This is a genomic window from Terriglobus albidus (assembly GCF_008000815.1).
GTDB classification, from domain to species: domain Bacteria; phylum Acidobacteriota; class Terriglobia; order Terriglobales; family Acidobacteriaceae; genus Terriglobus; species Terriglobus albidus_A.
Genome location: NZ_CP042806.1, coordinates 905,763 through 928,946, shown reverse-complemented (window position 1 = coordinate 928,946; position 23,184 = coordinate 905,763). Strand labels below are relative to the sequence as shown.

The window sequence follows — 23,184 nt, the reverse complement described above, 5'->3', positions numbered from 1 at the left end:
CCCTGGAACTGCGCGCACCATCTTACAGGACTCCGTATGGCCTTTGAACCCTCTGATCCCGGGTCCCGCTCCACAGCGGACCAGTTTTCCGGTTACCCGGACTTAAAGAAGCGCTGGCTTTACATCATGCCGGTCGTCTTCGTTACCTACAGCCTCGCCTACGTCGACCGGGCGAACTATGGATTCGGCGCCGCCGCGGGCCTGGCAGACTCTCTGAAGATCACCTCCGCCCAGTCCGCTCTGCTGGGGTCACTCTTCTTCCTCGGTTACTTCGTCTTCCAGATTCCCGGCGCGGCCTACGCCCGCAAACGCTCCGCCCGTCTGCTCATCGGTCTTGCCCTGGCAAGCTGGGGAATCCTCGCTTCGTTGACGGGCGTCATCACCCAGTACTGGGTTCTGGCCATCGACCGCTTTCTGCTGGGAGCAGCCGAGAGCTTCATCCTGCCGGGCATGCTCATCCTGCTGACCAAATGGTTCACCAAATCGGAGCGATCCCGGACCAACACGCTGCTGATCCTCGGCAACCCGGTCACAGTCCTCTGGATGTCGGCCGCTACCGGCTACATCATCAAGGCCTTCGGCTGGCAGATGACCTTCGTGATCGAGGGACTTCCCTCCGTCCTCTGGGGGATCATCTGGTTCCTCGTCATTCGCGACAGCCCTGAAAAGACCTCCTGGGTCTCAACGGAAAGCACCACGAAGCTCAGCGAGGTCCTGGCGAAGGAACAGGCCAAGCTTCCCAAAGTCGCGAACCTGTCCAGCGCCTATACCAATCCCAACGTCATTCTGCTCTGCATGCAGTACTTCCTCTGGAGCGTTGGCGTCTATGGCTTCGTCCTCTGGCTTCCGGTCATGATCAAGGGCGGCTCCTCACAGGGAATCGGCATGACCGGCCTGCTGAGCTCCATCCCGTACGCATGCGCCATCATCCTTATGCTGCTGGTCAGCTACTTCTCTGACCGCACTGCCAAGCGCACCCGCTTTGTTTGGCCCTTCCTCATCCTCGCAGGAGCAGCCTTCTTCGGTTCATATCTCAGCGCCGGCCAGAGCTTCTGGACCTCCTTCGCCTTCCTCATCGTCGCAGGCGGCGCCATGTACGCTCCATACGGCCCGTTCTTCGCCATCATTCCCGAGATGCTGCCAAGCAACGTCTCGGGCGAGGTCACGGCTCTGGTCAACAGCCTTGGCGCTCTAGGCTCCTTCGCCGGAAGCTACCTGGTCGGATGGCTGCAGGGATACACAGGCAGCTCCAAAGCGGGCTATCTACTGATGTCGATTGCTCTTACTCTCGCAGGCCTGCTCATCCTCCCACTCAAGTCGGAAGCACACCGCACCGAAGCACCCATCGCCGCAGAGCCCGCTATCGTGGAGTAAACGCTCTAAAAGCAGCATCTCCTTACCTGGCGAGTAGGGACAAATTCGCTTTGTGTTTGTCAGGAGTCTAGGTATTCCGAACCCACCCTAGCGTTGCGAGGGTGGGGCACCCGGCAGATACGACAAGCAGATTTCTCCGCTACGCTCCGAAATGACAAACAAAAGTGTGTCATGCTTCTAAGCGCTGAAGGCGCGTTCTATATTTCAGCCAAGGCGAATTCGCGATACGCCAACGATGTCGTCTTCAACCCGTACACCGCCGTGTACTTTGCGTGTCAGCCGCTGGCTTCTGCGCTGAGGCCCGAGTATTTGAGGGCCGGCGGACGGAGGGCAGTAATCACACCCATCAACTGGGCGTCGACACCGCGCGGCGGAGCCACAGCATCTTCCAACGGGATATCGACAATCACGGAGTTCTTCAGCGCTACCATCCTGCCATACCGGCGCTCATTCACGACATCGACAGCCGCGACGCCATAACGCGTTGCGAGCTGACGGTCATAAGCCGTCGGCGTACCGCCACGCTGAACATGGCCGAGGCTGATGCTGCGTGTCTCGTATCCGGTCCGCTCTTCAATCACTTTGGCCAGCGCAACACCAATGCCCCCCAGCTTTCTGCTGGGAGAGGCCCACTCCGTGTTCGGCAGGTGGGCTCCTTCAGCCGCAACGATGATGGCGTATTGCCGTCCTTCCTGCCACTCGTACTGCACCTGTGCGCAGATATCATCCAGATCAATCGGTCTCTCAGGAATCACGATCACATGGGCACCGCCGGCAAGCCCGGCACAGGCCGCGATCCAACCCGTATGCCGGCCCATCACCTCGCATATGATGACGCGATTGTGAGCCTCAGCCGTGGTATGCAGACGGTCAATCGCTTCCGTGGCAACGTTCACTGCAGTATCGAATCCGAAACACATATCCGTGCCGCTGAGATCGTTATCGATCGTCTTCGGAACACCGACAACGTTCACACCTACCTCGGTCAGCGCCAGGCTGGCGGCCTGTGTTCCGTTACCGCCGATGGCAATCAGGGCTTCAACACCATGACGGGCCATGGTCTGCATGCATTTCACATACCCGCCATGCACCTGCCGGATATCGAGGCGCGAAGACCGCAGAATGGTTCCTCCGCGTGAAAGGATCTCGTCGGTTGTCTGAAGATTCAGCGGCATCGAAAGGTCTTCGATCAATCCGCGCCAACCTTCGGTAAAGCCGACAAACTCGTTCCCATAGTGCAGAACGCCCTTCCTCACCGCTGCCCGGATCACTGCATTCAGACCGGGACAATCACCACCCGCAGTTACGATACCTATACGCATTGCTTTTTCCCATCAGAAGAAAGCCCGTTCTCTGATGCGGCTCAAGAATAGCACCGCACACCTCTCAAAGGGGGTGTTTCCGCCGAAGTTCCTCCTTTGAATTCAGTTCTCCAGCGGAATACAGAGACACTCCTATACTGTCTTCATGCGCTCTTTGAACACACTCTCTGAAGCCGCACAGCAAGCCGATGCATTGATCTTCGACTGCGATGGAACGCTGGTCGATACCATCCCGGCTCACCTGCATGCACTCCAGGTTGGGTTTGAACGCATCGGCCTCAACTTTCCCGCCGAATGGTTTCATCAAAACCACTCACTGACAGCGGATGCACTGCTGCAGAAGTTCCAGGATGACGGTCTTGGACAGATTGAGGATCCCAAGGCAGTTCTCGCGAAGCATCAGGTTCTCTTCCGCGAAAGCCTGCACATGCTCGAAGAGGTATCGGTCATCGCGTCGATTGCCCGCGAGTACAAGGGGAAACTCCCCATGGCCGTCGCCTCGAATGGAAATCGTGTGAACGTAGAGGTCAGCCTCGAAGCTGTAGACCTCCTTCCATATTTCGATGCGATCGTCGCCAGGGAAGATGTCCTTCACGGCAAGCCGGAACCTGACGTCTATCTCGAAGCCGCGCATCGCCTCAACGTCGCTCCCAATCGCTGCCTCGTCTTCGAAGACTCAGAGACCGGCCTGGCAGCCGGCCGCGCCGCCGGCGCCAAAGTCATCGACATCCGCGAGTACTATCAACCTGCCTGGCAGCAAGCAGGTCACTAGAGCATTTTTCCTGTAGCTCTACTTACGCTTCCAGCGGACGCCTTCTTTTGAGTCTTCGATGATGATGCCCTTCTCCAGGAGCTCGTTGCGGATGGCGTCGGCGCGGGCGAAGTTGCGTTGCTTTTTAGCCAGCGTGCGTTCTGCGACGAGCTTGTCCACCTCTTCGTCGCTGAGCGACATGGTGGCGAGCAGCTCGGGTGAGGCCTGATCGAGTTTGCCTTCTTTTTCTGCCCAGGCGAGAGCGGCTTTGGTGAGTTCGGCGTCGCGGTCGGTGAGGACAGCGAAGACACCATCGAAGGAGGCCAGTACGGCTTCGATCTCCGGCACATTGCCGGCGAGCAGCTTTCCGCTATCCATCGCGGAGTTGGCGGCGCGGATCAGGTCAAAGACTGCGGCACGTGCAACGGCAGTGTTCAGATCGTCGGCCATAGCCGCGGCAAAGCCTTCAGCAGCCTTCTTCGTAGCAGCAGAGATCTCTTCGTTGACTCCCTCGGCGAAGCTTCCTTTGCGTAAGCGATCGACAAAGGTGCGCAGGCGGTCGATGGCGTTGGTCGACTCCGTCAAGCCATCGAAGGTGAAGTTCATCTGGTTGCGGTAGGGGACGCTCAGCAGCAGGAAGCGGATGGCGGAGGCGCGATAGCCCTTCAGCAACAGGTCGCGCAGGGTGAAGAAGTTCCCTTCACTCTTGGACATCTTCTTGCCTTCCACCAGAAGGAAGCGGACGTGCATCCAGTGCTGAGCGAAGGGCTTACCGGTAGCAGCTTCGCTCTGGGCTATTTCATTTTCGTGGTGGGGGAACATCAGATCTTCGCCGCCGGCGTGCAGGTCAAGGGTCTCGCCAAGGTACTTCATCGCCATGGCCGAACACTCAATGTGCCAGCCTGGGCGGCCGCAGCCGATGGCCGTATTCCACTGTGCTTCGCCCGGCTTTGGAGCCTTCCAGAGAGCGAAGTCGCGGGCAGCATCCTTCTCGTACTCGTCCACGTCCACACGAGCGCCGTCTTCGATGCCGTCGAAGTCTTTTTTGGAGAGCTTGCCGTAGGCCGGGAAGCGGGCGATGCGGAAGTACCAGCTTCCGTCCTCGGTCTTGTAGGCGATGTCTTCGCTGGCCAGCTTCTCGATGAGCGACACCATCTCCGGAATGTTTTCGGTGGCCTTGGCGACGAACTCCGGCTTCTCGATGCCAAGCGCTTCCAGGTCTTCAAAGAAGGCCTGGGTGAACTTGGCGGTGTAGTCCTGGATGGGCATCTGCGCGGCGGCGGCGTTGCGGATGATCTTGTCGTCCACGTCCGTCACGTTCATGACATGTTCCACCTTCATGCCCGATTGGCGGGCGAAGCGGCGCAGCGCGTCGACGTGCAGGAAGGTGCGGAAGTTGCCGATGTGCCCGTAGTCGTACACCGTGGGTCCGCAGGCATACATGCGCAGGGTGTTGTCCCGTTGAGGCGTAAGGGGTTCAACGGTGGTGGTCAGGGTATTAAAGAGCTTGATCTCAGGCATTCCGGAGGGCACTTTCCTTGTAGATTCTACCCGTCCGGCCAACAGATGTCTTAGAGCATTTTCCTGTTGCTGGGTATCCCGAAAGGGATCCGTAGCGGCGTTTTCATTGCGGAAAACGCCCATAGATGCACAGACCCCGCACTACACCTACAGGAAAAATGCTCTACCCCAGCCGCAACTGGGGGGTTGCGTTTAATTCATCCGAAGCGAAGAGTCCGGCGGCGAACTTCGGCCAGGCAGCGGCGGCGATCATGGCGGCGTTGTCCGTGGCCAGCGCCAGTGAGGGGAAGGCGATCTGGAGGTGGCGGGCGGCAGCTTCGGCAGACATCCGCTCGCGCAGAGCCCGGTTGGCGGCAACTCCCCCGGAGACGACAATACTGCCGGCGCCGAACTCCTCCGCCGCGCGCATGGTCTGTTTGACCAGATAGCCGACGACCGCCTTCTGGAATGAGGCGATCAGGTCCAGGGTCTCGCGGTCGCAGAGGGCGAGGGCGGCTTCGCGCCGATTGCCCTCCACCTGCATGAGGGCATTGTGGCGGGCGGCGGCCCGCTCGCGCATGTGGTGCAGTTCGGTATAGCGCAGAACGGCGGTCTTGATGCCGCTGAAGGAGAAGTCGAACTCGCCGCCCCGGGAGGCTCCGTCGCGGTGCAGCTTAGGCTTGATGCCGCCGAGCTTGAACTCCACAGCATTGGGATCGCCATGGTCGGCGAGGAAGTCCATCAGCGGACCTCCGGGATAGCCCAGGCCGAGCAGCTTGGCGCTCTTGTCGTAGGCCTCGCCTGCGGCGTCGTCGATGGTGCGGCCTACGTTGCGGTAGCTCCACAGGCCACCGCGCTCTTCGGCGAGGTAAAGATGGGTGTGTCCGCCGGAGACGACCAAGGCCAGGACGGGAGCGCCTGGGGTAAGCGAAAGTGTCTCTTTCGCTTCCATCAGGACGGCATGGATGTGGCCTTCCAGGTGGTTCACCGCGATGAGCGGCTTGCCGAGACCGTAGGCCAGCGCTTTGGCATAGGTGATGCCAACCAGGAGAGCTCCGGCGAGCCCGGGACCTTCGGTGACGGCTACGGCATCGAGATCGTCGAGCGTGATGCCCGCCTCGGCGACGGCGGTGCGGACCACGGGGACGATGTTGGTGAGGTGCTCGCGTGAGGCCAGCTCCGGCACGACGCCGCCATAGAGGGCATGGGTGGCGATCTGTGAGGCGACAACATTGGAGAGCACTGCGCTGCCACTGCGGACGACAGCGGCTGCCGTCTCGTCGCAGGAGCTCTCAATGCCAAGAATCAGACCGGAAGCCATCTCTTTATTGTAGATAGCTCTTCGACGGAGGGCTGTCTCCAGAGATGGTTTACAGTTTGTCTCCACACATCCTTTACAGGTCTCGTCTTCCCCGGGAGACACGCAGGCTGCATTCCACCATCTACCATCGAAGACGATGCAGGACGCGAAGCTTCAGGCCGCTCTTCAGATTGCTCAGGCTCTTCATGCCGCGGGACACCAGGCGTACTTTGCCGGGGGATGCGTACGCGACCTGCTGCTGGGGCTCACACCGAAGGATTATGACGTGGCCACCTCGGCGACGCCGCAGCAGGTGCAGGCGATCTTTCCGAAGACCGTGGCGGTTGGGGCACACTTCGGTGTGATCCTGGTGCTGCAGCCAGGACCGGAGTATCCCGGGCCGGAGGCGGCGGATATTGCCACCGAGGTGGCTACCTTCCGCAACGATGGCTCGTACTCCGATGGACGCCGACCCGACCAGGTGACCTTCTCCACCTCGCCGCAGGAAGATGTGCGCCGGCGCGACTTCACCATCAATGGCATGCTGCTTGATCCGGCGAAGTTTGCAGGTGGAGCTACGGCGGAGGAGGCAACACTCGACTTTGTCGGCGGCCGCGAGGATCTGCGTGCGCAGGTGGTGCGCGCGATTGGCGACGCCCGGCTGCGCTTTACGGAAGACAAGCTGCGCATGCTGCGGGCGGTGCGCTTCGCCGCACGGCTGGGATACCGCATTGAGCCGTCGACGCATGCCGCGATTCGCGAGTTGGCGTCGCAGATCCATCAGGTCTCTCCGGAGCGTGTGCGCGATGAGCTGACGCGCATGCTGACGGAGGGGAATGCCCACGTTGCGTTGAAGCTGCTGGATGAGACCGGGCTGCTGGCCGAGGTGCTGCCGGAGGCGAAGAAGCTGCAGGGTGTGGAGCAGCCTCCGCAGTATCATCCCGAGGGCGATGTATGGGTTCACACGCTGCTGCTGCTCAAGAAGCTTCCGCCCGTACCGCCGGCAACCCTGGCATGGGGAGCACTGCTGCACGATATCGGTAAGCCTGCGACCTTTCGCCGGGCACCTGACCGCATTCGCTTCGATGGTCATGTGGAGGTAGGCGAACGGATCGCCGTGGAGATCCTGAACCGCCTTCGCTTTTCTAACGAGGACAAAGAACAGATTCTGGCGCTGATTCATAACCACATGAAGTTTGCGGATGTGATGCATATGAAGCAGTCGACGCTGAAGCGCTTCCTGCGCATGCCTCGTTTTGAGGAGCATCTGGAACTTCATTATCTGGACGCATCTTCGGCGAGCGGAAACTTGGAGCTCTATGAGTTTGCGAAGAAGCACTACGAAGAGACTCCGGAAGATGCAATCAAGCCGGAGCTGTTGGTGAACGGCAGAACACTGATCGACGCCGGCTACAAACCCGGTCCGAAATTTACGGAGATGTTGCGGGCGGCGGAAGATGCACAGCTCGAGGGGCAGATCCATTCCACGGAAGAAGGGCTGGCGTTGGTGGCGGCAGAGTTTGGCTTGCCGGAGTAGTAGAACAATTCGTATGTGGGATTAGGACGATACGTGAATGGCGTGATTGTTTCGTCAGGGTTTTGCTTAAGGGCACGGCTTCAGCCGCGCCATCAGACGACGCTCGACCTCGCGAATGTGTTACCTATCTCCCCGGTCTAATCTGTTACCCATCTGCCCGGTCTGTACCAGGGTTTTGCTTAAGGGCACGGCTTCAGCCGTGCCGTCAGACGAGCCATTACTGCGGGGCTTTAGCCCCTGAGGGCATCGCTGTCACACGGTACCTCAGCGGCTAAAGCCGCGATCACTCTTGAAGTTTTTCGGCACGGCTGAACAGGCTGCGGAAAAACTCTATATGAGGGGATAATCGGGTCAAATTTGGGGATAGAAAATCATCACCCAATGTCCCCGGATCGCTTATAGGTCATTCTGACGCGATCGTTTTTTTTGCGCTTCTCGAAAATCGAGTTTTTCCGCAGCCTGTGAAGCCGTGCCCTTAAGCAAGACGAAAGACAACAGCAACAGCAACAGCAACAGCAACAGCAACAGCAACAGCAACAGCAGAAAAGCGATCTTAGTGTCGACACTAACGTCTCTTGCTGTGTGTTAACTTTTTCCTCCGCAACCGCGCGCGGTGTTCACGTGTCTTTCCCGATGTAGCCCTCCATCACATCATGCGCCGCCTTCTGCTCGCCCCCGCCTTCGCTGCCACGCTTCATGCTGCTGTGCTTGGCCATATGCAGCCTGCCGAACCTCTGACGGAGGCGCGTATCCATACGCTTCCCGCCGCGGAGCAGCCAGCATGGCTGGACTATCTCACCCGTTCGCAGAAACAGCGCCTGGCCGATAAGGCTGCCCTGGCCGCGGAGTTAAAGGCGGCGGGACGGACGGAGTCGATTCACTCCAAGGCGGGCCATGGCGCAAACTCCATGCCGTTGAATCGTGAGTCAGGTTTCTACGGCTCGGCTGAGGCGCATACCACTGCCGAGAACATCATCAGCTTTCAGACTCCCGCCGGTGGATGGAGCAAGAACATCGAGATCGATAAACACCACCGCCAGCCGGGCGAAGACTACGCGCCCGACAACACTTCGCAGCATCTCGCTCCCGATGATGCGGACAGGCCGATGGAGCCGACGTGGAACTATGTCGGCACGCTGGACAACGACGCCACTACCACCCAGATCCGCTTTCTCGCCCTGGTCGTGCCACATGCATCGGCTGCGGACCGCACGCGCTATCAGCAGGTGATCGAGCGCGGCATCCGTTACATCCTGAGTGCGCAATATCCGAATGGCGGTTGGCCGCAGGTCTGGCCGCTGGAGGGTGGATATCACGATGCCATTACCTTCAACGACAACGCGATGATCAACGCCATCGAGACGTTGAACCTCGCCGTAACCGATCCGAACTACAGCTTCCTTCCCGCCGTGCTCAGGCGGCAGGCAGCGCAGGCGATTGCGCATGGATTGGAGTGCATCCTGAAGTCGCAGGTAACGATCGGCGATCGGCTCACCATCTGGCCGCAGCAGGTCGATGCGTTGACGCTGGCACCGGCGGGTGCACGCAACTACGAGATGATCTCGCTGTCGAGCTCGGAGTCGGCATCGCTGATGAACTATCTGATGACCCTGCCATCACCTTCGCCCGCGGTGGTTCGTTCTGTCTATGCTGCCGCTGCGTGGTTCCAGCAGCACGCGATCTATGGCTACATCTATACCGGCGGGAAGGAGACTCCCGGTGGCCGCCGTCTCTTTGAGAAGGCTGGGGCACCGCCGGTGTGGTCGCGCTACTACTCCCTCGGCTTGCCTCCGAATGGGGAGAAGCCGATCTTTGGTGATCGAGACCGTACCATCCACGATGAGCTGCTCGAAATCTCCGAGGAGCGCCGCAATGGATATGGCTGGTACAACACCGCCGCCAACCAGACACTGGTAGCCTTTGCATCATGGAAGCAAAAGCACCCGCTGCCGCAGGCAAACCACTAGGCGAAACGCAACATCCAGAAACTATGGAAACTGACGTCCTGATTCTGGGCGCCGGAATGGCTGGGCTTACCGCGGCCCGCGCCCTGGCCGAGGCCGGCGTGCAAGTCACGTTGCTGGAGGCTGCGTCGCGTGTCGGCGGCCGTATGCTGACGGTGCGCGAAGGCGACGAAGTCGTCGAGCTGGGAGCGGAGTTTGTCCACGGCAAACCGCCCGAGCTTTGGCAGTTGATCGAGGAGGCCGGCCTCGAGACCTACGAGATCGACGGCGATAACTACAGCTTCGAAGATAACCATCTTCGCAAAAGCGATGAGGCCGGCGAAGGTTTTGCCTTTCTGGAACAGTGTGAAGACTGGCGAAAACCGGATCTTTCGTTTGCGGCATTCCTTGAGCAGCATCCTGAGCTCGACGATGCGACACGGCGGCATCTCATCAATTTTGTAGAAGGCTTCAATGCTGCCGATCACCATAAGATCTCGGTTGCAGCGCTGGGGATCCAGCAGAAAGCCGAAGGGGAGATCGAAGGCGACCGAGCCTTCCGGGTGCGCGCCGGGTACGATCTGTTGCCGCAGCACCAGCTCGCCCGCGCTCAGGCCGCAGGAGCGAAGCTTTCTCTGGATACAACGGTCGAGAGTGTAACTTGGAGCCGGCATCAGGTCCGTGTCCAGGCGTCGCAAGGCGGACACCCTGTCCACCTCCTCGCACGGTGCACAATTGTGGCGGTCCCCCTGGGAGTATTGCAGGCGGGACGTATTGTCTTTTCTCCGCATCCCCCCGCCTTACAGCATGCGCAGGGTCTCTGCATGGGGCAGGCGCGCCGCTTCACGCTCGTATTTCGCGATCGCTTCTGGGCCAGTGATGCGGATTTGGAGAAGCTAAGCTTTCTCTTCGCTTTTGATGGGATGCCGCCGGTTTGGTGGACGCCGCATCCGGCGTCGGCTCGAACTTTGACCGGATGGGTCGGCGGTCCACGCTCGCAGCAGCTGGCTGGATCGACGGAAGCGAACCTTGCAGAGCTTGCGTGTGTGCAGCTTGCCAGGATCTTTTCGCGTCCAGTCGAAGAGATTCGCTCACAACTGCTGCACTGCCGGACCCATGACTGGCATGACGATCCCCGTGCTACCGGGGCGTACAGCTATGTCTCCGTCGGGGGAGTGGAGTCTTCCCGTCGAATGAGTGAGCCGGCTGAGGGAACGCTCTTCTTTGCGGGAGAACATACAGACACGACCGGCCATTGGGGTACGGTCCATGCGGCGATCCGTAGCGGTATGCGTGCGGCAGAGCAGCTGCTGGAGGAGCATCGTGGCATTGATGTGGTACGTGATTGATGGTTGTTAGGGAGGAAGCGTATGGTACCGGCTGCCTGAGGTCCCGTTATGCGCCCCGTGATGCAAGGAACCACCCAACCCGACACTGCCGCCATCCAAGGGAATATGTCAGTCAAGCGCCTGCTGAATACAGAAACCGTTCTGCCCCTCGACACCACAATTCAACTGGACGGTGCCCCGGTTCTTGCCGCGACAGGCGAGCTGCTGGTGGAGCGCATCAACCATGCGCTCCCTGATCGCAAGCTGGCGCAGGTCTGCTATCACCACTCGATGGGGCCGATCGAGACCTGTGACACCTGCATGGTCGAGGTCAATGGAAGGATGGTGCGCGCCTGCGCAACCCCGGTCACTCCGGGTATGGAAGTTGCCACCCGTTCTCCGAGAGCCGATGCAGCGCAACGCGATGCCTTCGACCGTATCCTCAAGAACCACGATCTCTATTGCACGGTCTGCGACAACTCCAACCACAACTGCACGGTGCACAACACGGCGATGAACCTGGATGTGAAACATCAGGAACGGCCGTTCACACCCAAACCTTATCCGCAGGATCACTCCAATCCCTTCTATCGCTACGATCCGTCGCAGTGCATCCTTTGCGGGCGCTGCGTTGAGGCGTGTCAGAACGTGCAGGTGAACGAGACGCTAACCATCAATTGGGAATCGGAGCATCCGCGGGTTCTGTGGGACGGCGGAACGCAGATTGCGGGTTCGTCCTGCGTCTCCTGCGGACACTGTGTGACGGTGTGTCCGTGCAATGCACTGATGGAGAAGTCCATGCTCGGACGCGCGGGATATCTGACGGCGCTTCCGCGGCCGGTGCTCAATGGCATGATTGCCGCGGTAAAGGCGGTGGAGCCGGCGACGGGCTTTCCGCCGATTATGGCGATCTCGAATGGAGAGGCTGCCGTACGCGATCTGCGGAACAAGCGCACGAAGACCGTCTGTACCTATTGCGGTGTCGGCTGCAGCTTCGATGTCTGGACACAGGGACGTCACATTCTGAAGATCGAGCCGGCAGACGGCCCGGCAAACGGTATCTCGACGTGTGTGAAGGGCAAGTTCAGCTGGGACTTCGTGAACTCGAAGGAACGGATCCGCCATCCCATGATCCGCGACGAGAAGACGAACGAGTTCCGCAAGACTACGTGGAAAGAGGCGCTGGACCTGATCGAGCAGCGTTTCAAGCAGATCAAACAGAATCATGGACCGGATGCCTTCGCTTTTATTGCATCGTCGAAGTGCACCAACGAAGAGAGTTACCTGATGCAGAAGCTGGCGCGCCAGGTGATTGGCACGAACAACATCGACAACTGTTCGCGCTACTGCCAGACGCCGGCGACCATGGGCCTGAATCGCACGGTTGGTTACGGCGGCGACTCCGGTTCGATCGCAGATATCGAGCAGGCTGAGCTTGTCATCATCGTCGGTTCGAACACCTGTGAGTCGCATCCGGTACTGGCGACACGCATCAAGCGGAGCCAGAAGCATCGCGGGCAGAAGGTGATTGTTGCGGACCTTCGCCGGCACGAGATGGCAGAGCGCGCGGATCTCTTCCTGCATCCGCAGCCTTCGACCGATCCAATCTGGCTCAACGCGGTGGCCAATTACATTCTGCAGCAGGGATGGCATAAGCAGGAGTTCATCGATCGTTGGGTCGATAACTTCGATGCGCAGCGTGAGTCGCTGGCGCAGTACACGCTGGAGTTTGCTGAAGAGCGCACCGGGATTTCACGAGACACGCTGATCCAGGTTGCTAACTGGATTGCGCAATCAAAGACGGTCTGCATCCTGTGGGCGATGGGTGTGACACAGCACTGTGGCGGGTCCGATACCTCGACGGCGATCTCCAATCTGCTGCTCCTGACCGGAAATTACATGCGTCCGGCTACCGGCGCCTATCCGTTGCGTGGACACAACAATGTGCAGGGCGCCTCTGACTTCGGGTCCATACCCAACGTCTACTCCGGCTATCAGAAGGTGGCCGACGAAAAGGTCCGTGCCAAGTTTGAAGCGGCCTGGCAGTGCACGCTGCCGGTGCAGGATGGTCTGGATAATCATGAGATGATCCGCGCCATTCACGAGGGCACGTTGAAGTGTCTTTACCTCAAGGGCGAGGACACCATCACCTCCGATGCCAATGCGAATGATGTCGCGGTTGCGCTTAAGCAGGTTGATTTTCTGATCGTGCAGGATATCTCCCTTTCGGAGACAGCGAAGTTCGCGCATGTGGTATTGCCGGCATCCCCTTCGCTGGAGAAAGAAGGCACGTTCACCAACACCGAACGCCGGATCCAGCGCCTGTATCGTGCGATGAAGCCGCTCGGATTTTCGAAACCCGACTGGGAGATCATCCAGCTCATCGCAAACCGCATGGGAGGAAAGTGGAAGTATAAGCATCCATCAGAGGTGATGGATGAGGTTGCCGCGTTGACGCCGCTCTTTGCCGGCGTCAGCTACGAGCGGCTTGAGGGATACAAGTCGTTGCAGTGGCCGGTGGCCAGGGACGGTACCGATTCGCCGTATCTCTTCAAGGATGGCTTTCCGTTCCCCGATGGCAAGGCTCGTTTTCATCCCGTCAATTGGGTTGAGCCGAGCGAGGAGCAGCGCAATGGCGAGTTCACCCTGCATCTGAACAACGGCCGCCTGCTGGAGCACTTCGAGCAGGGAGCGATGACGTATCAGTCGGAGGGAATCCGCGCACTGACGCCGACAAACTTCGTGGAGGTCTCGCCGGAGCTGGCTGCGGAACATGGATTGTCGGACGGCACGATGGTGGAGCTGCGTAGTCCCTACGGGAAGGCAAAAGTACCCGTCGTGGTGACCAGCCGCGTTCAGGGACGCGAGCTCTATATGCCGCTGAACTCGATCGACCAACCGGTCAACCGTCTGACCGGCCCTCATGTGGACCGTGCGACGCATACGCCGGCGTACAAGGAGATTGCGGTCAGCCTGACCAAGCTTGGAGAACAGGGCCCGAATCCACTGCCGCCCGGAAACTTCCGTCATGGACACCGTACGCCGCAGCCAGGTGTCGAGGTGGAGCGCAAGTGGGCACGGCTGGACTACACCTTGCCGGGGAGCGGCCTGGTTCAGATCAAGACGACTACGTAGGAGCTAAGGTGTATCGATATAGTCGAGACACCCCATTCACCGGGTGCCCATCCATTGCTCATCACCCCAACGAACAAGTTCGTCGGGACCCCGATACGCAATAGGTGGGATATTCAGGATCCCCTGCGAATGCGATTCGCTGGGGCGAACTATCGAGCGAAGCTCGATAGTTTTCATTGAGGAAAACGCCTATAGATGCACAAGCCGCGCACTACACCTACAGGAAAATGCTCTAGCTACTTCTCCAGCGAGGCTTCCATCGCATCTCCATCGGCTGCTGCGCGGAGTAAATACCGACGGGGCCTGAACAGAGATAAGCAACGGCACAGGCTGCTCCGGCGAGCAGACCAGTGCGTGGCCCGAAGAGTTCCATCGCCATGATCACGCCGGCAATCGGAGTGTTGGCGGCTGCCGCGAAGACTGCGGCAAATCCCATGGCTGCAAGCACGCCGGTGCTGAGGGGAATGACTGGGGCCATGGCGCTGCCGGCGGCCGCTCCGATGAAGAAGAGCGGTGTTACCTCGCCGCCTTTGAAGCCCGCTCCCAGGGTCAATGCGGTCAGGCCAAGTTTGGCAGCCCACACCCACCACGGTTGCTGTGTAGCAAAGGAGGCTACGATACCCGGAATGCCCAGACCGGCGAACTGCCATGCGTGCAGACTCCAGATCAGCAAGGCAATCAGGACTCCGCCTGCGAGCGGCCGCAGAGGTGGATAGGCAAACATACGCCTGAACCAGTCCGTCAGGCCATGTTCGAGTGTGGAGAAGATGCGGGCGATCAGACCGAAGACTGCGCCTGCAAGTGCAGCCCAGACCCAGTTCATAGGTTGGAGCGATGGCTGAGCGCCTACGGGATACTGCGTGTGATGCACGCCGATCAGGCGTACGGTGAGATCGCCCGCAAAGGAGGCGATAAGGCACGGGCCTATTCCTTCGAGGACAGAGGACCAGCCTACCCAGCCCACGGCCAACACCTCGATACCGAAGACAGCGCCTGCCCATGGCGTTCCAAAGACGCCACCGAAGCCGCCGGCGACGCCGGCCATCAGCACGGCCCGGCGCATCTGATGTTCGGTGAACAGTTCGGCAAGCCATTCCGCCAGCGATGCGCCCATCTGCACTGCGGTGCCTTCACGGCCTGCGCTGCCGCCGAAGAGATGCGTCAACACGGTGCCTAGCAGTACCAGCGGAGCCATACGCAGCGGCACGGTCTCCTGGGGATCGTGGATCTCTTCGAGCAGGAGGTTATTGCCATCGGCGGCGCGGCCGCCATAACGCCAGTACACCCAGCCCACGGCGAAGCCGGAGAGCGGCAGCAATGCCAGCAGCCAGTGGTGATGCTCACGCGTGGTATTGGCCCAGTTCAGGGTTGCGATTAGAAGCGCCGATGCGGCGCCGGCAACAATACCGATGCCGGCGGACAACAGGATCCAGGTGAGTGGTTTTTTGGCGGTCGCCTCTCGAACTCGGGACACACGATCTCCTACGGGTCGATCTCGTAGGAGTCATCAGCTCCCCGGACTTGTCGTCCGGGGGCGGTTCAGGCGGAACCCCATCGCCTTGCAGCTTGTTGAGAACCTCGGATTACTGACGTGGAGCGAAGTATCCCTTACGGGCGCGCACCTTGTATCGCGGATCGAGGGCCTGTAGATAAATTGTACGAAACGATCCGTCTGCCTTGAAGTCCGCAGGCACGTATTCCAGCGAATACTGGCTGCGGAGCTCTTCTTCAATGGAGCGGAATCCGTTGGATACTTCTTCGATGCGGGTCGGATAGAAGGCCCGTCCGCCGGTTGCTTCGCAGATAGCTTTCAGGATGTCGTCGCCCTTGTCCTTGGTGGGGCTTACATTCGTGCTGATGCCGTAGACCATGGTCTCCGCGCGCTGGCACATCTTGATGGCGTCGGTCATGAGGGCGTGGCTGTAGTTGTCATCGCCGTCGGTGACCATGATGATGGCTTTGCGGTAGCCCGAGCCCTGCATCAGCATCTGATCCTTGCAGGTGCTGTATAGCGCATCAAACAACGCGGTACCGCCGCCGGGGCGAAGCTTGTGAATGCCCTGGTTCAGCAGGTCGACGTTGTTGGTAAAGCCCTGTTCGAGATCGAGCTGTACATCGAAGCCTTCCACGAAGGCCATGTCCTGGCGATGCAATACCTGCAGCAGGAACTCGACCGCGGCCTGCTGCTCGAACTCGAAGCGCTGGCGGATGGAGCTCGACGTGTCCAGCATGATGCCGACGCGCAGCGGAAGATTGGTCTGCTGTGTGAAGCGGATGACACGCTCCGGCCGCTTTTGGTCATCGAGAAGACCAAAGTCCTGCTGCCGCAGGCCGGTGATGAACTTCCCCTTCTTGTCGGTGACGGTAAAGATCTGGTTAACTTCGCGCGCGCCGATACCCTTGATGGTGGTTACATCAAGCGGCGACTCGTCACCCGGCTGGCCGGGCAGCGGCGCAGGTTGCGGCTGTGCAGGCAGTTGTTGAGCCGGCGCCTGCTGCTGGGGTTGCTGCGTCTGCTGTTGGGGCTGCGTGGGGGTGGGAGAAGTCTGCTGGGCGACAACAAAGGCGCCGCAGGCGAGCAAAAGAAACGCAATCGAAGTACCGCGTTGGATATTTTTGAACATCGTCGGAGTCACTGGCCCAAATTCTACCGGAGACCTACCAGATTGGACGCTGAAACACGCCAATATGTCTGCCTGTGGTTCTGTTATGGTTTTTCACCCACGGTTTTTTACCGGTTCCTTCACCATATTCAGGATTTGTGTCAGTTCGTCAGGCAACTCCGCCGTCAGTTCCAGTTTTTTCCTCGTGGAGGGATGAGAGAAGTGCAGCTTCCAGGCATGCAGGAAGTTTCGATCCAGGGGGACTCGCTCTTCGCCGTCGCGCAATGAGCCGGCAGCGCCGTAGAGCGTGTCGCCAACGACGGGATGTCCCAGGGCCTGCAGGTGGACACGAATCTGGTGGGTGCGCCCGGTTTCGATCCTGACCTCAACCAGGGTGAACTTGCCGAAGCGGCCTTCGATACGCTCCACGACCTTGATGTGACTGACTGCGGATCTGCCATCGGCACGCAGCGTGGTCATGCGGGTGCGGTGTACCAGGTCACGGGCGATCGGCAGGTCGAGGGTCACCGCATCTTTCTTAAGCCAGCCCTGAACGAGAGCGAGATAGGTCTTGTCCAGCTTGCGATCGACAAATAGCTGCGCCAGCTTGCGATGCATGACGTCGTTCTTCGCTACGACGATCAGGCCGCTGGTCATCTTATCGAGACGGTGGACGATGCCGGGCCGCTCCTCACCGCCAACGCCGCTCAACTTACCGAAGTGGCCGAGAAGAGCATTCACCAGCGTGCCGCGGTTACGTGCGTCATCGGTAGCGCCTGCACCGGCATGCACCATCATGCCGGCGGGTTTGTCGATGACGGCAATGTCTTTGTCCTCGTAGACGACGGTGAGCGGAATATCTTCCGCGAAGGCACGCAGCGGCTCCGGCCGGGGCTCGCCTTCGATGGAGATCTGGTCGCCGCCTTTGATCTTCAGGCTGCTTTTGGCCTTCTGCCCGTTGACGGAGATCTGGCCGTTGTCGGCAAGAAGCTGGATGCGAGAACGTGAGATATCCGGAATCGCTTTGGCGAGGTATGCGTCCAGGCGCATACCGTTGGCGGCTGCATCGGCAGCGAAGCTGCGAACGCCATCCTCGGCTTCGAGGTCTTCCTCGTCAAGCTGCGGAATCACGCGCTCTGCGATGGGAATCTCTTGTTCGGGCGCAATGACATGTTCCGGGTCGATGCCCTCTTCCAGGCCGGCGGCACGGGCGGCATCGCGTGCGATGCGGTAGTCGTGCTTTACGGTCCGGCGGCGCTGACCTTTGGGCAGCATGTGTTTAGAGGGCATGCGCGTTCTCCTGCTTCTTTGTGGGCCACTTTAACCAGAACGCTGCTGCTACAAGCATGACAACGACCATGACGACCTGGTCAGGATCAAGGCCAAAGGGAGTTGCAATCTCGAAGATGGTCTCCATGCGGTAGCAGTCCACCCAGAAGCGCGCGATAGCGCCCAGACCGAGAGCGAGACCGAAGACCTCTCCCGCCTGTCCGCGACGTGGAAGAAACCACAGCAGCGTGAAGAAAATCAGCAGCGATGCGAGCGCCGCATACAAGGCAACCGGATGCAGACCAACGTGTGCGAAGGCGCCTTGACCGCGCTGAAGGCGTCCTGGAAAGCTCAAGGTGGCAAGACCGACGTCATCGCCGGATAAGAAGTCGCCCAGATGCACAAAGACCAGAAGCAATGTCGCGCAGATGCCCGCGGCGTCGAGCGTTTTGAGCACATGCATTCCGTTGCGGCGCATGTATAGCAGGCAGATCAGAGCGGTCAGCAGCAAGCCAAGGGTGCTGACAGTCGGGAGCGCGAGAACGATTGCAGGCGATTGAAGAAACACCTTCCAGTTCACCAGCACCAGTTCCAGGCGCGAGAGCACGAAGACGGTGATGACGGCAAAGAAGCCAAGGTCCCAGAACTTTTCAGGATCGACGCCGGAACGGCGCGCGACGCGATGTCCCATCGCCATCGCGGCAATGATGCCAATGGCCGCGCACGCTCCGCGCGTCGGCAGACCGAATCTTCCCCACCGAAACAGCCACGGGTGCATGGTTAACAGTTTAATGCAGTGCGGACGTCGACGTTCCCAGGAGAGACAGGAAAGAGACGTTTGCTGCTTAAAGCATTTTTCCTGTAGGTGTAGTTTAGGGATTCCGCATCTATGGGCGTTTTCCGCAATGAAAACGCCGCTGCACTCCTCTACCGGGATACCCAGCAACAGGAAAAATGCTTTAAAAATGAAAACCGACCCACGTGGCCGTGCAGCGAGGCGCCGGTGAACCCGTCCTAAGACGTTCGGAGATCAGCCGTGGCTCTTTAGGCTTTCCGGACTGGCGGACTTAGCGCACCGAGCCATATATACGAGCCGAACCCCTGGTTCAATGAATGTTGGTTCAACCAGCGTAGATCGCCGCACCTGCTTAGCAGGCCGGTCTCATTCTTGGATGCTATCGCCCAGCCCGCCTGTTGGCAAGTTGACTAACAGTGGAGAACTCTGCTCCAGGTTTTATGGAAATTTCTCTTGCCCAGTCGCGTGGGCGGCGTTAGAACAGACACTTCACGACAGTAAGAAATTCCCCCAACTCTACCGGGCCGTACGGGGGTCCGGATTTTCCCGCGTCTGTTGCCAACAATTTCGTAGAGGTCCATGGCATTGAAGAAACTTCTGTCTCGATTCATCGCTGTCTTTGTGTGCTTGTTTGCCGCGACTATGAGTCTTACGGCGCAAGACAAACTGGTTATTTCCCAGGTCTATGGCGGTGGCGGGAGCACTAGTTCATCCGCTGCCTATAACCAGGATTATGTTGAGCTCTTCAACGCTGGAACGACAACCGTCTCCCTGTCGGGTTATTCCGTACAGTACGGCTCTTCATCGAGCAGCTCGTTTTCTGGTATCACAGTTCTCGGCTCGCTCAGCTTGCAGCCTGGCCAGTATTACCTGGTATCGGAAGGTACGCCGAGCAGCGGCGGAGGAAGTTTGCCTGTAGGTTCAAATACGACCTCAGGACAAACCGGCGATCAGCAAGGCGCAATCAACATGTCCGCAACAGGAGGCAAGGTTGCCCTCGTCTTGGGTACTTCGCTTCTCAGTGCCGCAAATTCGTGCTCGAGCACGGCGGTACAGGACCTGGTGGGATACGGCAGTCTCACATATGCGATCTGCGCAGAAGGAACGGCAGTTGCGGCCCTGGATGCAACCAAGAGCGCTTATCGCAACGATGCATGCATCGATACGAATAACAACAGCGCAGATTTCTTAACTGGCACGCCGACGAATACCGGTAATCCCCAACCGCATACCAGCCTGAGTACGTTCAAGTTGTGCAGCGGCAGCTCGACGACAAAGCCATCCGGATCAGGTTCTGCCTCTCCCAACTCTGCGACCTCGGGAGTCACTTCGGTGACTTTGCTTGTGAATGTGAACGGCGGGACAAATCCAACGAGCACTGGGATCACTGTTACGGGTAACCTTTCGTCGATCGGCGGCAGCGCTGCACAGGCATTTTCGGCCGCAGGCGGTTCCAGCTACAGCTTCACAATCACTCCAACGGTATCAACCAGCGGCAATGTCTCATTGCCGATCACTATTGGCGATGCGCAGGGCCGCACCGGAACCACATCGATCGGTCTGAGTGTGCAGTTGCCCGCACCGCACCTCGCAATTCATACAGTGCTGGGTGCCAGACCACTGAATGCAACCGCGGTTTCGCCATATGCAGGCCAGAATGTCGAAATAACTGGCGTCGTTACTGGTGTCGGCTCGGCGGGTTTCTTTATTCAAGCGCCAGATTCCGATGCTGATTCCGACCCATCTACTCCGGAAGGCGTTTATATCTTTACCGGTTCGAACAAAGTGCCGGCTGCCGCCGTCATCGGCAATCTGGTGACAGTGACGGGAACGGTTGCAACCTATCCTGCTGTGACTGACAGTCACACGCCTGCAACGGAAATCACCAGCCCGGTCACGGTTCTGGTCTCGCAGGCGCAGCCGCTGCCAACGGCGATCACTCTCGCGGCGTCCATGCTTACACCCAGCGGCGGTATCTATCAGATGGCTCGCTATGAAGGCATGCGTATCGCTATCCCAACTCTGAACGCGATCACGGGTACCGATGGCAGCATTACCGAAGCCTCGGCGACTGTAAGTTCGAATGGCCAGTTCTATGCGGCTCTTCCGGACTACCCTCGTCCGTTCCGCGAGCCGGGAATCGACATTCGCGATGCCGCCGTGCCGAATACTCCGGCTCACGTTGCTCATTTCGATGACAACCCAGAACGTCTGCTGATGGATTCGACATTCCTGAAGGGCAGCGCGATCAATCTCGAGACCGGCACAGTCATCAGCAATGTGACCGGTATCGTCGACATGACGTACAGTTCGGATTCGTACTACGATCCGGCGCGCATTCTCATCGACAAGAGTTACACACCTTCACTCACGGCTCCATCGAAGACCTACACGGTTTCCGCTCAGGGTTCCAGCGAGTTTACGGTGGCTACATACAACGTCGAGCGCATGTTCAATACGGACTCGAGCGACAACAAGTACTACGATCCGGTCTCGCAGTCGGTGAAGACATCCTCGGCTGTGAACCTGAGCTCCACCGCCTTCGATAAGCGCATTACCAAGATCGCGATGGGTATTCTGCAGAACTTGAAGACGCCCGATATCGTCGGCCTGGAAGAGATCGAAAACCAGAGCGTGGCTCAGAACATCGCAGCGAAGATCTCAACGTTGGCTCCCACGCTGAACATCGCGGATCCAGGGTATGTCGGCTATGGTGTCTCGGCGGGCGCCGGCACTTATACCTCGGACATCGGTGGTATCTCCACCGGCTTCCTGGTGAAGGCGAGCAAGGTCCACGTGACCAGCACGCAACAGATGGGGCAGAACGAGACCTTCCAGAGCCCGGTCGATAACTCCACCACGACACTCAATGACCGTCCTGCATTCGTATTGAAGGCGGGCATTGTTCGCGGCACGGGTGTGAAGGACTACCCGGTCACCGTCATCGTCAATCACCTGCGTTCGCTTTCCGGGATTGAAGATGCGAGCAACTACACCCGCTATAAGAAAGAACTGCAGGCGGAGTCGCTGGCGAAGATCATTCAGGCAGCACAGGTCAACGGCGAGCACCTGATCTCGGTGGGCGACTACAACGCCTTCGAGTTCTCCGATGGATACACGGACACGCTGGGCACAGTGACCGGACGCATTCTTCCCTCGGACCAGGTTGTGCAGCCCGGTACGGCAATTACCAATCCGCAGGCAACGGATCTGATCACGCTGCGTCCTGCCTCTGAGCGCTGGACCTATGCGGAGTTCGGAAGCGCGCAGGTGCTGGATCATATCGTGGCAACGCAGGATCTGGTCAGCGGGGCTCGCGTTGAGGTAGCTCACATCAACGCCGATCAGCCGCTGGTGAACTACGCTGATGGCACCACTGCGTTCCGTGCATCGGACCACGATCCGGTCAATGGCTACTTCACACTGCCCGCGGCGGTGGTAAGCGGCACCATTACGCCAACGTCGGTGAGCTTCGGATCGGTCAATATTGGGTCAACATCGGCTGGGCAGAATCTCGTCCTTACCAATACCGGCGAAGCGACATTGATGGTGACCAGCGGAACTGTCACCGGAGACTTCGCTTACTCCACGACCTGCAACACAGGCGCAGCCATCAACAGCACCTGCGGTGTGAACGTGGCCTTTACTCCGACTGGAGTTGGAACGCGTACCGGAACGCTGATGTTGAAGACCAATGGAGGACAGACCTTCACGATTCAGCTCAGCGGCGTGGGTACCGACTTCAGCTCCACCGGAAGCTCTGGTACATCGGTCTCGCTTACGGTTTCGGCTGGCGATACGGCGACGCTGCCGCTGACCTTTACAGCGATGGGCGGATTCAGCGGAAGCGTCAGCATTAGTTGTGCGCTGACGAAACCTGCTCCGGGAGTGGTGTGCAACACGCCGGCTAACTTCACACTGACCGGTACGACAACGCAGAACGTGACCTTCACCACCACCACGCGCAATGTTGCGAACGGCGTTTCGGTTGGCTCCCGCTCTGGGATCGGCATGGCTTTGAGCGTTGCATTTGGCGCCTTGGTGATGCTGTTTGCCGGACGTACGCGCCGTTTCGCACGGCAGGCCGGCTTGTTGCTGGTGCTGCTGGGCGTAAGCTTCGCGGCGATCGGTTGCGGTGACAACAAGGCGTCGACCAACCCTCTCGGGACACCCGCGGGTGCTTACACCTACACGGTGACTTCAACCAGCGGCTCGCTTTCACACTCGGTTGTTGTAACCCTCAATGTGCAATAACAAAACACGTTAGACAAGAATCATCAAAAAAAGGTGCGCCGGAAAGGCGCACCTTTTTCTTTTTTAGATGAG

14 protein-coding genes and 1 riboswitch are annotated in these 23,184 nt (G+C 59.1%); of the genes, 7 read left to right on the top strand and 7 right to left on the bottom strand.

Annotated elements, in window-relative coordinates:
• The first annotated feature begins 36 nt into the window (after positions 1-36).
• A complete protein-coding gene (locus FTW19_RS03855; RefSeq protein ID WP_147646415.1) occupies positions 37-1,374 on the top strand; it encodes an MFS transporter in 1,338 nt (445 codons plus the stop codon).
• 275 nt (positions 1,375-1,649) lie between these two features.
• On the opposite strand, the gene FTW19_RS03850 is transcribed toward FTW19_RS03855, so the two are convergent.
• Positions 1,650-2,696, bottom strand: coding sequence for a 6-phosphofructokinase (locus tag FTW19_RS03850; protein WP_147646414.1), 1,047 nt, complete (start codon positions 2,694-2,696; stop codon positions 1,650-1,652).
• Between the two features lie 145 nt (positions 2,697-2,841).
• On the opposite strand from FTW19_RS03850, the gene FTW19_RS03845 reads away from it, so the two are divergent.
• Entirely contained in the window at positions 2,842-3,468 is a 627-nt protein-coding gene (locus FTW19_RS03845) for an HAD family hydrolase (RefSeq protein WP_147646413.1), read from the top strand.
• 18 nt (positions 3,469-3,486) lie between these two features.
• On the opposite strand, the gene cysS is transcribed toward FTW19_RS03845, so the two are convergent.
• Positions 3,487-4,968 carry a cysteine--tRNA ligase gene (cysS, locus tag FTW19_RS03840; RefSeq protein WP_147646412.1) on the bottom strand — a complete coding sequence of 494 codons (1,482 nt, stop codon included), beginning with the start codon at positions 4,966-4,968 and terminating at the stop codon, positions 3,487-3,489.
• Between the two features lie 163 nt (positions 4,969-5,131).
• Positions 5,132-6,268 carry a tRNA (adenosine(37)-N6)-threonylcarbamoyltransferase complex transferase subunit TsaD gene (tsaD, locus tag FTW19_RS03835; protein WP_147646411.1) on the bottom strand — a complete coding sequence of 379 codons (1,137 nt, stop codon included), beginning with the start codon at positions 6,266-6,268 and terminating at the stop codon, positions 5,132-5,134.
• A 136-nt stretch (positions 6,269-6,404) separates the two neighbouring features.
• Between tsaD and FTW19_RS03830 the strand changes: the two genes are divergently transcribed.
• The 4 genes from FTW19_RS03830 to fdhF all read left to right on the top strand — a co-directional run bounded on the left by FTW19_RS03830 (position 6,405) and on the right by fdhF (position 14,190).
• A complete protein-coding gene (locus FTW19_RS03830) occupies positions 6,405-7,784 on the top strand; it encodes a CCA tRNA nucleotidyltransferase (protein ID WP_147646410.1) in 1,380 nt (459 codons plus the stop codon).
• A gap of 653 nt (positions 7,785-8,437) precedes the next feature.
• Complete coding sequence (pelA, locus tag FTW19_RS03825; protein ID WP_147646409.1) at positions 8,438-9,751, top strand: pectate lyase; 1,314 nt, start codon at positions 8,438-8,440, stop codon at positions 9,749-9,751.
• A 23-nt stretch (positions 9,752-9,774) separates the two neighbouring features.
• A complete protein-coding gene (locus tag FTW19_RS03820; RefSeq protein ID WP_187143241.1) occupies positions 9,775-11,076 on the top strand; it encodes a flavin monoamine oxidase family protein in 1,302 nt (433 codons plus the stop codon).
• 105 nt (positions 11,077-11,181) lie between these two features.
• Complete coding sequence (gene fdhF / locus FTW19_RS03815) at positions 11,182-14,190, top strand: formate dehydrogenase subunit alpha (RefSeq protein WP_147646407.1); 3,009 nt, start codon at positions 11,182-11,184, stop codon at positions 14,188-14,190.
• A gap of 232 nt (positions 14,191-14,422) precedes the next feature.
• Here the strand turns inward: fdhF and FTW19_RS03810 are convergent, their stop codons facing one another.
• The 4 genes from FTW19_RS03810 to FTW19_RS03795 form a co-directional block, all read right to left on the bottom strand.
• Positions 14,423-15,664 (bottom strand): chloride channel protein, encoded by a 1,242-nt coding sequence (locus tag FTW19_RS03810; protein WP_147646406.1) that lies wholly within the window; start codon positions 15,662-15,664, stop codon positions 14,423-14,425.
• A gap of 17 nt (positions 15,665-15,681) precedes the next feature.
• A riboswitch (Fluoride riboswitch) is annotated at positions 15,682-15,758 on the bottom strand.
• Between the two features lie 15 nt (positions 15,759-15,773).
• Positions 15,774-16,826: a VWA domain-containing protein gene (locus tag FTW19_RS03805; RefSeq protein ID WP_246153556.1), complete on the bottom strand. Its 1,053-nt coding sequence runs from the start codon at positions 16,824-16,826 to the stop codon at positions 15,774-15,776.
• Positions 16,827-16,907: 81 nt separating this feature from the next.
• On the bottom strand, positions 16,908-18,083 hold the full coding sequence (locus FTW19_RS03800; protein ID WP_147646405.1) for an RluA family pseudouridine synthase: 1,176 nt from the start codon (positions 18,081-18,083) through the stop codon (positions 16,908-16,910).
• Complete coding sequence (locus FTW19_RS03795) at positions 18,073-18,840, bottom strand: prolipoprotein diacylglyceryl transferase family protein (protein ID WP_147646404.1); 768 nt, start codon at positions 18,838-18,840, stop codon at positions 18,073-18,075. The genes FTW19_RS03800 and FTW19_RS03795 overlap by 11 nt, the downstream gene beginning before the upstream one ends.
• Before the next feature lie 597 nt (positions 18,841-19,437).
• On the opposite strand from FTW19_RS03795, the gene FTW19_RS03790 reads away from it, so the two are divergent.
• A complete protein-coding gene (locus FTW19_RS03790) occupies positions 19,438-23,112 on the top strand; it encodes a choice-of-anchor D domain-containing protein (RefSeq protein ID WP_147646403.1) in 3,675 nt (1,224 codons plus the stop codon).
• The last annotated feature ends 72 nt before the right edge of the window (positions 23,113-23,184 follow it).

Coding starts and splice junctions, on each gene's coding strand:
- FTW19_RS03855 (WP_147646415.1), top strand. CDS start 37: ATGGCCTTTGAACCCTCTGATCCCGGGTCCCGCTCCACAGCGGACCAG.
- FTW19_RS03850 (WP_147646414.1), bottom strand. CDS start 2,696: ATGCGTATAGGTATCGTAACTGCGGGTGGTGATTGTCCCGGTCTGAAT.
- FTW19_RS03845 (WP_147646413.1), top strand. CDS start 2,842: ATGCGCTCTTTGAACACACTCTCTGAAGCCGCACAGCAAGCCGATGCA.
- cysS (WP_147646412.1), bottom strand. CDS start 4,968: ATGCCTGAGATCAAGCTCTTTAATACCCTGACCACCACCGTTGAACCC.
- tsaD (WP_147646411.1), bottom strand. CDS start 6,268: ATGGCTTCCGGTCTGATTCTTGGCATTGAGAGCTCCTGCGACGAGACG.
- FTW19_RS03830 (WP_147646410.1), top strand. CDS start 6,405: ATGCAGGACGCGAAGCTTCAGGCCGCTCTTCAGATTGCTCAGGCTCTT.
- pelA (WP_147646409.1), top strand. CDS start 8,438: ATGCGCCGCCTTCTGCTCGCCCCCGCCTTCGCTGCCACGCTTCATGCT.
- FTW19_RS03820 (WP_187143241.1), top strand. CDS start 9,775: ATGGAAACTGACGTCCTGATTCTGGGCGCCGGAATGGCTGGGCTTACC.
- fdhF (WP_147646407.1), top strand. CDS start 11,182: ATGTCAGTCAAGCGCCTGCTGAATACAGAAACCGTTCTGCCCCTCGAC.
- FTW19_RS03800 (WP_147646405.1), bottom strand. CDS start 18,083: ATGCCCTCTAAACACATGCTGCCCAAAGGTCAGCGCCGCCGGACCGTA.
- FTW19_RS03795 (WP_147646404.1), bottom strand. CDS start 18,840: ATGCACCCGTGGCTGTTTCGGTGGGGAAGATTCGGTCTGCCGACGCGC.
- FTW19_RS03790 (WP_147646403.1), top strand. CDS start 19,438: ATGGCATTGAAGAAACTTCTGTCTCGATTCATCGCTGTCTTTGTGTGC.